Here is a 13,366-nt window from a genome sequence, read left to right as displayed (position 1 = left end):
TTTTATGTAGAAATCCTTATTATTATGTTAGTTTTAAGGAGTGAACATCTATGAGAGAAGAAATTAGTGCCGGTGGGGTGGTGTTATTTGGAAATGCTATTCTTCTACTGAGAAAGTTTAATGGTGACTGGGTATTGCCAAAGGGAAAAGTAGAAGAAGGTGAAAATAACGAAGAAGCTGCATTAAGAGAAGTGTCAGAGGAAACAGGAGTAAAAGCAGAAACCTTAAAATATCTTGGAGAAATACATTATACTTTTAAAGAGAATTGGGACGAAAATAGAGCTGTTCATAAAACTGTATTTTGGTACTTGATGCATGCTAAGAACATGGATACAGTACCACAAAAGGAAGAAGGATTTGTGGACGCTAAGTTTATTCATATAGATAGAGTTGTTGATCTAGCAAGATATGATGATGAGAAAGAAATTATAAAGGTGGCTTTAAAAGAAATAAAAAAAAGATTAAAAAAGAGTTAAAATAATAGGTGGTATATATGTCTTTTTCTACAGAAACGAAAAATGAATTAGCAAGAGTGATACCAGAAAGCTTATGTTGCAAAAAAGCTGAATTATCAGGAATAGCAAAGTTGGCTGGTAGTATTCAAATTGCTGGATATAAAAAGATTAACTTGAAAATTTCTACAGAACTAAATTCAGTAGCTAGAAAAGTTTTTAAAGCATTAAAAACTGATTTTAATATAAATACGAGTATTGTAGTTAATAAAAACCAAATGTTAAAAAGAAATAATAGCTATGTACTAACGGTTAAAAGTGATATGGGTTCTGAAGAGTTAATGAAAACTTTAGGTCTTTTAGAGAAAGATGAAGATTTTTTACCTTGTCATACGGTTCCATCCTGGGTATATGAAGATGAGGAGTGTAAAAAAGCCTTTATCAGAGGAGCGTTTTTAGGTGGAGGTTCTATAAGTGATCCAGAAAAAAATTACCATTTAGAATTTGTTACTAGCAATGAAGAGTTTGCAGAATCTTTAATGAATTTAATTAACTCTTTAGGTTTAAACTCAAAGATAGTATGTAGAAAAAATTCTTATGTTGTATATTTAAAAGAAAGTGAACAAATATCTGACTTATTAAGTCTTATAGGTGGTTTTCAAGCTCTTTTAAGTCTACAGAATACAAAAATATTAAAGCAAATGAGAAATGATGTAAATCGAATCGTAAATTGTGAGACTGCTAATCTTTCTAAGACAGTTAATGCAGCAGTAAGACAAGTGGAAAATATAAAATTAATTCAAAAAAAAATGGGTATAAGTAGATTACCCGAAAGTTTACAGCAAATTGCTTTATTAAGAGTGGAAAATGAAGATTTAACATTAAAGGAGCTAGGAGAATTATTGAATCCTCCAATTAGTAAATCAGGTGTAAATCACAGATTGAAAAAAATAGAAGATATAGCTAATGAATTGAGAAATAAAGAATTTGATAGTGAAAATAATAATGAAAACTAATTATTAAGGGGGTTATATTATATAGCCTCTTTTTTAATTATATAAATATGATAAAATAAGTTTATAAATTTAGGAGGTGAGATAATGAATAAAGATTTTATTCATCTTCATGTGCATACGGAATACAGCTTATTAGATGGATTCTCAAGATTAGATAAATTGATAAGCAGAGCAAAAGAGCTAAATATGAAAGCTATTGCAATAACAGACCACGGGTGTATGTTTGGAGCAATAGATTTTTACAAAAAGGCTAAAAAAGCAGGAATAAAACCAGTTATAGGATGCGAAGTTTATACTGCATCTCGTGGTTTAAGAGATAAAGACCCTAACTATGACAAAAAATATGGTCATTTAGTTTTGTTAGCTGAAAATATGACAGGATATAAAAATTTAATAAAATTAGTCTCAACTTCTTATGTCGAAGGGTTTTACTACAAACCAAGGGTTGATATAGAAGAATTGAGAAAACATAGTGAAGGAATTATAGCACTATCAGCTTGTTTAGCTGGTGATGTATCAAATAATATTTTAAATAGGAATTATGAAGAAGCCAAAAGATTTGCTTTATTATATAGGGAGATATTTGGAGAAAATAATTTTTATTTAGAAATACAAGATCATAATTTACCAGAACAAAAAGAGGTAAATGCAGGGTTAGTTAAGTTGTCTAAAGAAACAGGTATACCACTTGTTGCCACAAATGATCTCCACTATGTAAATAAAGAGGATGCAAAAACTCATGATGCACTTATGTGTATTCAAATGGGTAAAACTTTAAATGATCCAAGTAGAATGAAATTTGGTAGTGATGAATTTTATCTAAAATCAAGGGAAGAAATGGAGCAACTTTTCCCTTATGCAATAGATGCTTTAGACAATACGGTTAAGATCGCAGAAAGATGTAATGTGGAGTTTGATTTTAATACTTATCATTTACCACAATATAATGTTCCAGAAGGTTACACAACGGAAAGTTACTTAAGAGAACTTTGTTTTAAAGGATTAGAGGAGAGATATAAAAATCCTACACAAGAAGCAGTAGATAGATTAAATTATGAAATTGATGTAATTTCAAAAATGGGATATATAGAATACTTCTTGATTACTTGGGATTTTATAAATTATGCAAAAGAAAATAATATAATGGTTGGACCAGGGAGAGGTAGTGCAGCAGGCTCTATAGTTGCATACACTTTGAGAATAACTGATATAGATCCAATAAAATATTCGCTGTTATTTGAACGTTTCCTAAATCCAGAACGTGTATCTATGCCAGATATAGATATAGATTTTTGTTATGAAAGAAGAGAAGAAGTTATAGATTATGTCAAAAGAAAATATGGTGATGATCATGTTGCTCAGATTATAACTTTCGGAACTATGAAAGCAAAAGCAGCTATAAGAGATGTTGGTAGAGTATTGGATATTCCTTATAACAAGGTTGATAAAATAGCAAAAGAAATTCCTTTTGATCTAGGGATGACTATCGATAAAGCATTAGAGATGAATCCAAACCTTAGAGAACTATATGAAAATGATGCTGAAACAAAGGAAGTAATAGATATTTCTAAGCAAATGGAGGGAATGCTACGTCATGCATCTACCCATGCTGCAGGTGTAGTTATATCTAAAAACCCTGTAGATGAATATGTTCCTTTATATAAACACCAAGAATCTATAAGTACTCAGTTCACAATGACTACATTAGAAGAATTAGGCCTTCTAAAAATGGATTTCTTAGGACTTAGAACTCTTACAGTTATAAGAGATGCACTTGACTTAATAGAGCATAAATATGGAAAGAGAATAGACTTTTCATCAATGGATTATGATGACCCAAAGGTTTATGAGTTACTTTCTTCAGGAAATACTCTTGGAGTATTCCAGTTAGAAAGTTCTGGTATGAGGAACTTTATGAAGCAGCTTAAGCCAGATAACTTTGAGGATATAGTTGCTGGGATATCTCTATATAGACCAGGTCCTATGGATTCTATACCTACTTATATTGAGAATAAAAATAATCCAGAGAAAGTTACTTATATTCATGAAAGTTTAAGACCTATAATGGAAGTTACTTATGGGTGTTTAGTTTATCAAGAACAGGTTATGCAAGTTGTTAGGGACTTAGCTGGATATAGCTATGGTCGTAGTGACTTGGTGAGAAGAGCCATGGGTAAAAAGAAAATGGATGTAATGGAAGAAGAAAGACAGTATTTTATACACGGAAAAGAAGATGAAAGTGGAAATATGGAAATAACTGGATGTGTAAGAAATGGAATCTCAGAAGATATAGCAAATAAAATATTTGATGATATGATTGATTTCGCAAGATATGCTTTTAATAAGTCACATGCAGCGGCATATGGAGTTGTATCTTATGAAACAGCATATTTAAAAGCATATTATCCAGTTGAATTTATGGCAGCATTAATAACTAGTGTAATGGGTAATACAGATAAAGTTGTTGAATATATAAGAGAATGTAGTGCATTAGAAATAGAAATTTTAAAACCAGATATTAATAAAAGTTTTGGTAAATTCTCTGTTGAAGGGCATAATATAAGATTTGGTTTAGCAGCAGTCAAAAATGTGGGTATAAACGTGATAAATAATATTATTAAAGAAAGAGAAGCAAACGGAGATTTTAAAGATTTTGCTGATTTAGTAAAAAGATTAGATTCAAAAGACCTAAATAAAAGAGTATTAGAAAGCTTAATTAAATGCGGAGCTTTTGACAATATTAGTGATAATAGAGCCAGCCTAATGATGGGGTATGAAAAGTTATTAGAAAGTGTATCTATGGATAGAAAGAAAAATGTTAAAGGTCAAATATCTCTATTTGATGGACTTCAAATGGGAGAAGAAACTGTTGAGGTTGAGCAAGAAGTTAGTTCAATGCCTAAAGTAAACGAATTTGAAGAGAGAGAAAGGCTAGCATTAGAAAAAGAAGTTCTTGGAATGTATGTAAGTGGTCACCCTCTTGGAGAGTTTGAAAAAGAATTAAAAAATAATACATCTATAGATAATGGAAAAATTAATGCTTTAAAAGAAGATATGGAAGCATATTTAAATTTAGATGAAAAAGAAGTTATTTTAGGTGGAATGATTGTTAATAAGAGAATACAAACAACTAAGAGAAACGATATTATGGCATTTTTAGAGTTGGAAGATTTGTATGGTACTATTGAAGTCATAGTATTTCCTCAAGTTTTAAAACAATACAATAATATTTTAAATGAGGATAATATTATTTATATTAAAGGTAAGCTTAGCATAAAAGAAGAAGAAGGTGCAAAACTTATAGCTAGAGAGATTAGAGATATAAATGATACTAATAATTTTAAAATTAACAATCGAAATAATGTATACACAAAAAATAAAAAGCCTGAGGCAAGAGGCATATTTATAAAAATAGATAGTATGGATAATCAGCAACTTATTAACTCAATAGAAAAAATATTACTTCAACATAGAGGCAATGAAGGTGTTTACATATGTACAGAACATCCTCGAAAAATGTTTAAATGGACAGGTATGGAAGTAAGCTTAAATTCAGATTTAAAATATAAATTACAAGAGTTATTAGGTGTAGAAAATGTTAAAGTTAAAAATTAGTATAAATTAGTGTTTTATACAAAAAGAAGGTAAAATTTGTGATATAATACACAATATATGTAGGTGAAAATGTTTTTATAAAATTAATTAGAACATATATACCTAGGGAGTAAAAATTACAACTCTAAGGATTTAGGATTATTAGGAGGTAGTACTATGAAGACAATAGGAATATTGACTAGTGGTGGGGATGCACCAGGAATGAATGCAGCTATTAGAGCTGTTGTTAGATCTGCCATATACTATGGATGCAAAGTTTATGGTATTAATAGAGGATATAAGGGTCTTATTGAATCTGATTTAGTTGAAATGAATTTATCGTCAGTTGGGGATATTATCCATAGAGGTGGTACAATACTTAAGTCATCGAGATGTGAAGAATTCAAAACTGAAGAAGGAAGACAAAAAGCAGTTAAGATTCTTAAGAAACATGGAATAGACTGTTTAGTTGTAATAGGTGGGGATGGTTCTTTCAATGGAGCTCAAAAACTTAGTGATTTAGGTTTTCCAGCTATAGGTATACCAGGGACAATAGATAATGACTTAGCTTACACAGATTATACAATAGGTTTCGATACAACACTTAATACTATAGTAGATGCAATAAGTAAGATAAGAGACACATCTTCTTCTCATGAAAGAGTTAACATAGTTGAAGTTATGGGAAGACATTGTGGTGATTTAGCTTTATATTCAGGATTAGCTGGTGGGGCTGAAACCATAATAGTACCAGAAGTTGATTATAAAATAGAAGATATTTGCTTAAGATTAGAGACTACTAAAAAAAGAGGTAAAAGACACAGTATAATAGTATTAGCAGAAGGTGTTGGCAATGCTAATGATATTGGAAAAGAAATAGTTGAAAGAACTGGCGTAGATCTTAGAGTAACAATATTAGGACATGTTCAAAGGGGAGGAAGTCCAACAGTAGCAGATCGTTTATTAGCAAGTAGAATGGGAGTAAGAGCAGTTGAATTACTTTTAGATGGTAAATCTGCTAGAGTAGTAGGAGTAAGAGACGATAAAATAATAGATATGGAAATACACGAAGCTTTATCTATGAAGAGAGATTTTGATAAGAAAAGTTATCAAATGGCTCAAATACTATCTATATAAAACATTTAGGAGGATATAAATAATGCTTAAGAGTGCTAAGAAAACAAAAATAGTTTGTACTTTAGGACCAGCTTCTCAAAGTGAAGAAGTCCTAACTAAACTAATAGAAAATGGTCTTAATGTTTGTAGATTTAACTTCTCTCACGGTTCTCATGAAGAACATAAGGAAAGAATGGATATGGTAAAAAAAGTTAGAGAAGAACTTAAGAAGCCAGTTGCAATATTATTAGATACTAAAGGTCCAGAAATAAGAACTGGAAACTTTGCAGATCCAGAAGTTTTTCTTGAAGAAGGAAGCAAATTTACAATAACTATGGCTGATATTGTGGGAACTAAAGAAATTTGTACAGTTAGTTATAAAGGATTAGCTAATGATGTTGTAAAAGGTAATTTAATATTAATAGATGATGGTCTAGTTGGGCTAAGGGTTGAAGAAGTTATTGGTGATGAAATTCATTGTGTAGTTGAAAACTCAGGTATAGTTAAAAATCACAAAGGCGTAAACGTTCCAGGTGTAAAGATAAACTTACCAGCATTAACTCCTAAAGATATATCAGATATAGAATTCGGGATAACTCAAGGAATAGATTTTATAGCAGCTTCATTTGTTAGAAAAGCATCTGATGTTCTTGCAATAAAAGAAGTGTTAGAAAATAATAATGCTACAGATATACAAATAATATCAAAAATAGAAAACCAAGAAGGTGTAGATAACTTAGATGAAATACTACAAGTTTCTGATGGTTTAATGGTTGCTAGAGGTGATTTAGGAGTTGAAATACCAACTGAAGAAATGCCAATAGTACAGAAAGAAATGATTAAAAAATGTAATGAATTAGGAAAGCCAGTTATAACAGCTACACAAATGCTTGACTCAATGATTAGAAATCCAAGACCTACAAGAGCTGAAGTAACTGACGTTGCCAATGCAATATATGATGGAACAGATGCAATAATGTTATCTGGAGAAACTGCTGCAGGAAAGTATCCAGTAGAAGCAGTTAAAACAATGGCTACAATAGCTAAAAGAATAGAAGAAACTTTAGATTATGATAATATATTAAGAAACAAAGGTTTAAATAATACTAATGTTACAGATGCAATAAGTTATGCAACGTGTACAACAGCTAAAAGTTTAAATGCTTCAGGAATAGTTACATCAACATCTTCAGGGCATACAGCTAGAATGGTTTCTAAATTTAGACCAAATACTCCAATAATAGCTGCAACTCCTAATAGTAAAACTAGTAGACAATTATCATTAAGCTGGGGAGTTTATACAGTAAACTGCCAACAGGCAGGAAATACAGATGATCTTATAGATAATTCAATAGAAGCAAGTAAAAATGAAGGTTTCATTCATGATGGAGAATTAGTTGTTATAACTGCAGGTGTTCCAACAGGAGTAAGCGGAACGACTAATTTAATAAAGGTTCATGTTGTAAGTGAAGAAATATGTCAAGGTATAGGTATAGGAAGAACCACAGTAGAGGGAAAAGTACGTTTTGTTAAAAGTGGAGAAGTTTGTGAAAATTTCAATGAAGGAGATATATTAGTTACTAGTATGACTGATAAAGAAATGAATCCTTATATAGAAAAAGCTGCTGCCATAATAACAGAAGATGGCGGAATGACTTCTCATGCTGCAATAGTTGGAATTAACTTAGGAAAACCAGTTATTGTATCTGCTACAAATATATCATCAAGTGTTGAAGATGGTGAACTTATAACAGTTGATACTACAAGAGGTGCTGTATACAGAGGATCAAGTAGAGTATTATAAGAATAAAATTAAAAATAATTAATATATTTTACTATAGTGCATCTAGCAATTTATTAAAGCGGCAAGAATATCTGAAAAATAAATTTTGAAAGAATTATTGCATGTTTTAGTAAAGGATGGTACTATTATATAAAATGACCACTTAGATAATAACAAAGTCTAGTGGTTATTTTTATAAGATAAATAGTCAGAAAATTTACAAAAATGTGAAAATATAGACAAAAGGGGTTTTATTCTGAATATTTATTTTAGGTTTTATTTTCCGTAATATTTAAAATAAAAAGGAGGGAGTAACAAATGGCAGAAAACAGAGAACAATGGGGTTCTAAGATAGGTCTTATCTTAGCAATGGCAGGAAATGCTGTTGGATTAGGGAATTTCTGGAGATTCCCGTATATAGCTGCTACAAATGGTGGTGGCGCATTTATGATACCATACTTCTTTGCTCTAATCGTTATAGGTATACCTGTAATGTTAATAGAATGGAGTATAGGTCGTTATGGTGGAGCGCATGGACATGGTACAGTAGGCCCAATGATTTATTTACAGGCTAAAAAAGCTGTAAAACCAAAAACTGCAATTATACTTGGAGCTCTTGCGGGAGCTATAGCATTTGGAGTTACATTATTAGTTAACTCTTATTATACTCATATAATAGGTTGGTCACTAGGGTACGCAGTACAATCACTAACAGGTGGTTATGTAGGTGTAGATGGTTCAACATTCTTTGTTCAATATATAACTGATCCTAAGATGTTGATATTCTGGGTAATTTCTTTAGCTTTACTTGGATGGGCTGTAATGAAGGGTGTATCTGAAGGTATAGAAGCTTGGGCTAAAGTAATGATGCCAACAATATATGTATTTGGTATCATACTTGTTATAAGAGCTTTAACATTAGGTGCTCCAGTTAATCCTGATTGGTCAGCAATGAATGGATTAAACTTCGTATGGAATCCAGATTTAAGTAAATTAACTTCGGCTTCAGTAGTAACTGCAACAGGACAAATATTCTTCACATTATCTTTGGGTATGGGGATTATTTGTAACTATGCATCTTATTTACAAGCAGATGAAGATATAGTAGCTGCTTCTGTTGCTACAGTATCATTAAATGAATTTGCTGAAGTTATACTTGCTGGTACTTCTGTTATACCTATTTCATATGCATTCCTTGGACCAGAAGGTATAAAAGGTAGTATAGGGCTTGCATTTATGGCATTGCCAAATGTATTTGCTGATATGACTGGTGGTAGAATATTCGGAGCTGTTTGGTTCTTCTTATTATTCTTCGCAGGATTTACTTCAGCTATAGCAATGTACAACTACTTAGTTGCATTACTAGAAGAAGATATGGGAATACAAAGAAAGAAAGGTGCCGTTATTATATTCTTAGCATATTTGATAGTTGGTGCTCCAATAGCATTAGAATCAATAGTTACAGGAACTGCTAACTTATTCTACTTTACAGAAGTTGATAACTGGATAGGTAACTACTTGTTAATTGTTCTTGGATTAATAGAAGTTATAGTTGTAGCTTGGTTAGTTAAAGACCCAGCATTAGATGAAATGAATAAAGGTGGTTTATGGAAGGTACCAAAATGGTTCTTTAGATTATTCCATCAATTCTTGACACCAATTTCTATAATAGTTTTCCTAGCAATATTTACTAAGGACTATGCATTAGCTGGTAACTTTAAAGCTATACCATCTTATATGGCAGGAAATGAACAATTTGTTGTTTGGGTAAATCTTGCTAGGGCAGTAGTTGTATGTATATTAATAGTTGGATTTATACAAACATATAAATCTATAAAATCTAAATATACTTCTGAAATAAATAATAATAAAGTAGAAGCTTAATAAAATTTTAATCTTATAGATTAAATTTAAAGGATGGTGAATATAATGACAGGATTTGCTTGGGCTTTTATGTCAATAGTGTGGGTTATTATATTAAGTTGTGCTGGAATAGCATTAAGTAAGATAGTAAACCATGGTAAATAGAATTTTGATAACGAAAGGTAACTAAAATAAAAAAGAGCCCTACAATTTTGTAGGGTTCTTTATATAAATAATGAATATATATATAAAAGAACTTATAAATTTTATTATTAAAATGTAGCAGTTGAATTGTCTATATAGTATCATAATTATAAGGGGGTGGAGGTATGAGTACAGGATTAGTAGTTATGACGATTAACCAATTAATCACTGAAACCAAAAAGTTCAAAGGGATAAAAGAAAGAAAAAGACAAAAATATTTGTCTGATTTAGAAAAGTTAAGATCTGAATATGAGCAGGTAGAAGTACCAGAATATTTTAGTAAACAATATAATCAACTTAATGGAAAAGGCAAGGAATTAATTAAAGATATGAGAATGGGTAGGGATACTCAAGGTGTTGAAAATGATCTGCCTGTATATATAAGATATTTGAAAGCATCTTTAAGAGACTTTAAAGGTGAAACAAATGTATTAAAAAATTATTTATTAGCATTTTATTTAACGGCAGCATTATTTTTAGCTTTAACACCTCAATTTTATGGATATATGTTGCCACTATTATTTTTAGTACCAATTATACTTGGAGTTAAAGGTAGTAAGCAAAGATCAATAAATGGATTTTATATGAGCATGAGTATAGTTCCAATGGGACTTATGACAGGTATTACATGGGTTCGATATGGATACCAAGCAATGCAAAACTTTAATAAATATGTACAAGTGATTGTAGAATCAGGATTATCACAAGGTTTAGCAGAGAAATTAATCTACATAGGCTCTATAGGAGGAGTAATTTTACTTGTATTAGCATGTACACAATTTTATTTAGGATTAAAAAATAGAGATTTATTTATATAAGGACTTTAATAGTCCTTATTTTTTTGATAAAATAAGTCTTTGAAGTCTAAATTTAATTGTTCGGAGGAAAACCTATGTTATCAAAGGATAAAATGTACGTTGTAGAGATAGTTGATATAGGTCAAGGTGGAGTTGGAATTGGTAAATTCGAAGGATTTACAGTTTTTGTAGATGGCGGATTAGTAAAAGATAAGATTAAGGTTAAGATAACTAAATCAAAAAAGAATTATGCCGTTGGAGAAATAGTTGAAATACTGGAACCATCACCATATAGAGTTGAGAGAAAATGTAGCAAAGAGCTTAAAGAATGTGGTGGATGTCAAATTCAAGAATTAGATTATAAAGAACAACTTAATTTAAAAACTAATGAAGTGAAACAAGTTATAAGTAGAATTGGAAAACTTGATGATGTGGTAATTCATAATGCTTTAGGAATGGAAGAACCTTTTAGATATAGAAATAAGGCACAATTTCCTATTCAAAAAGTAGATGGAGTACCTGTAATTGGTTTTTATAAAAAGAAAAGCCATGATATTATACCTACAAATCAATGTATTATACAACATGATGTAAATGATAAAATAATAAAAATAATAAAAACATATATAAGAGCTTATAAAGTTAGTATATATGATGAAAAAACTCATACAGGGGTTTTAAGACACTTAGTAACAAAGGTAGGTTTTACTACTAAAGAAGTTATGGTAGTATTAGTTGCCAACGGAAGAAAATTACCATATTTAAATGAACTAGCATCTGTATTAAAAGAAAATATTCCAGGATTTAAAACGTTAGTAGTTAACGTGAATAGAGAAAAAACTAATGTAATATTAGGAAATGAAAATAGAGTGATTTATGGAGATGGAAAGATTAATGATAATATAGGAGATTTAGTATTTGAAATATCACCTTTATCATTCTTCCAAGTTAATCCTGTACAAACAGAAGTACTATATAATAAAGCATTAGAATATGCTAATTTAGGAGAAAATGATACAGTATTTGATATATACTGTGGAATCGGAACTATTTCATTATTTTTAGCGCAAAAAGCTAAAAAAGTGTATGGAATAGAGATTGTAGAAGAAGCAATAAAAGATGCAAAGATAAATGCAAATATAAACAATTTAGATAATGTGGAATTCTATGTTGGAAAGGCTGAAGAGGTTGTTCCAAAGATGTATAAACAAGGGAAACGTGCTAACGTAGTAGTTGTTGACCCACCTAGAAAAGGTTGCGATGAAAAAGTACTAGATACAATTATATCTATGCAACCTGATAGGGTAGTTTACGTTTCTTGTAATCCATCAACTTTAGCTAGAGATTTGAATTATCTAGATGAAAGAGGATACAAATGTTTAGAAGTACAGCCAGTTGATATGTTCCCTCATAGTGTTCATATTGAAAATGTGGCTCTTATAGTTAAGAAACAATAAAAAGTAGAGAAATTAATTTCTCTACTTTTTATTGTTTATAAATTTATATCTATAGAACCACCATTTTCAAGAGCATGCTTATATATGGCTTCAGCTGCACATAAATCAAATAAGCCTATGCCAACAGATTTAAAAACAGTAGTAGAATTTAATAAATCATCATCTAATTCATTAAGTTGAATAACCTTACCTAAAGTTTGAATATCTTCTTTTTTTATTAAATTTTCTTTAACTGGTATGCCTAAGTCCCCACTTTCTTCTATGGCAAATAAAGTATCTGTATAAATATGATCAGCAGATTTAATTGCAGCGTTAGAAAATTCTCTAGTATGAGGTTGATAAGAACCGATTCCGATTATATGTTTTCCTTTGTATAAATCAGCATCATCAGGTATAACAGGATTAGCTGAGGTAGTAGCACATATTATTATGTCACTTTTCTCTATAGCATCTTTACTAGAATTACTTCTGTGGAACTTTACATTAGGAAGTAATAGCTGTAATTTCTCTATGAAAGAGTTTACTTTTGACTCTGTTCTACTATATACATACACGTCTTTTATTGGTCTAACTGCACATGTAGCTAACACTTGGAATACTGACTGAACGCCAGCTCCGATTATCGCTATAGATGAAGCATCTTTTTTTGCTAAATATTTTGAAGATACACCACCAACACATCCTGTTCTTAGTGCTGTTAAATATGTACCATTTAATAAAGCTAAAGGTTTGCCGGTCTTAATATCATTTAATAAAGTAACACCTTGTGTTACAGCTTCCCCTATTTCACTATTTTTAGGATATACAGTTATCAACTTTGTAGAAAAATAGTCTTCTTTAAAACAAGGCATTAACAAAAATGGATTTTCATCTTCACCTAAATGGATACGATCTGGTTGACTAAATTTGCCAGATTCTTGTATTAATAATGCTTTTTCTATAGAACTTAATACATCTTCGATAGTTATATTTTGCTCCATGTACTTTTCATTGATGATTAACATATATTTTTTTATTCCCCCTTAATTTATACTCTTATTTAATTATAGTTGTAAAAAAATACAAAGTAAATTGATATTTATTT

Annotated in this window: 9 protein-coding genes; 8 read left to right on the top strand and 1 reads right to left on the bottom strand. The window is 30.4% G+C overall.

Going from position 1 to position 13,366, the window contains the following annotated elements; translation table 11 throughout:
* Window positions 1-50: 50 nt before the first annotated feature.
* The 8 genes from NSA58_RS01555 (at window position 51) to rlmD (ending at window position 12,282) form a co-directional block, all read left to right on the top strand.
* Entirely contained in the window at window positions 51-476 is a 426-nt protein-coding gene (locus NSA58_RS01555; protein WP_039680382.1) for an NUDIX domain-containing protein, read from the top strand.
* 17 nt (window positions 477-493) lie between these two features.
* Entirely contained in the window at window positions 494-1,468 is a 975-nt protein-coding gene (gene whiA, locus NSA58_RS01550) for a DNA-binding protein WhiA (protein WP_039680381.1), read from the top strand.
* Window positions 1,469-1,552: 84 nt separating this feature from the next.
* On the top strand, window positions 1,553-5,083 hold the full coding sequence (locus NSA58_RS01545; RefSeq protein WP_257559988.1) for a DNA polymerase III subunit alpha: 3,531 nt from the start codon (window positions 1,553-1,555) through the stop codon (window positions 5,081-5,083).
* Window positions 5,084-5,239: 156 nt separating this feature from the next.
* Window positions 5,240-6,199 (top strand): 6-phosphofructokinase, encoded by a 960-nt coding sequence (gene pfkA, locus NSA58_RS01540; RefSeq protein WP_039680379.1) that lies wholly within the window; start codon window positions 5,240-5,242, stop codon window positions 6,197-6,199.
* 22 nt (window positions 6,200-6,221) lie between these two features.
* Entirely contained in the window at window positions 6,222-7,982 is a 1,761-nt protein-coding gene (gene pyk / locus NSA58_RS01535) for a pyruvate kinase (protein ID WP_039680378.1), read from the top strand.
* A gap of 297 nt (window positions 7,983-8,279) precedes the next feature.
* Entirely contained in the window at window positions 8,280-9,845 is a 1,566-nt protein-coding gene (locus tag NSA58_RS01530) for a sodium-dependent transporter (protein ID WP_039680377.1), read from the top strand.
* A gap of 308 nt (window positions 9,846-10,153) precedes the next feature.
* Entirely contained in the window at window positions 10,154-10,846 is a 693-nt protein-coding gene (locus tag NSA58_RS01525) for an HMG-box domain-containing protein (protein ID WP_039680376.1), read from the top strand.
* 74 nt (window positions 10,847-10,920) lie between these two features.
* Window positions 10,921-12,282: a 23S rRNA (uracil(1939)-C(5))-methyltransferase RlmD gene (gene rlmD, locus NSA58_RS01520; protein WP_039680375.1), complete on the top strand. Its 1,362-nt coding sequence runs from the start codon at window positions 10,921-10,923 to the stop codon at window positions 12,280-12,282.
* A gap of 35 nt (window positions 12,283-12,317) precedes the next feature.
* Here the strand turns inward: rlmD and NSA58_RS01515 are convergent, their stop codons facing one another.
* Window positions 12,318-13,286 (bottom strand): ornithine cyclodeaminase family protein, encoded by a 969-nt coding sequence (locus NSA58_RS01515; protein WP_074080073.1) that lies wholly within the window; start codon window positions 13,284-13,286, stop codon window positions 12,318-12,320.
* Between the last annotated feature and the right edge of the window lie 80 nt (window positions 13,287-13,366).

The sequence above is a fragment of the Terrisporobacter muris genome (genome assembly GCF_024621905.1).
GTDB classification, from domain to species: Bacteria; Bacillota; Clostridia; order Peptostreptococcales; family Peptostreptococcaceae; genus Terrisporobacter; species Terrisporobacter muris.
The sequence above is the reverse complement of the archived record's forward strand: the minus strand, read 5'-3'. Positions and strand labels throughout refer to the sequence as shown.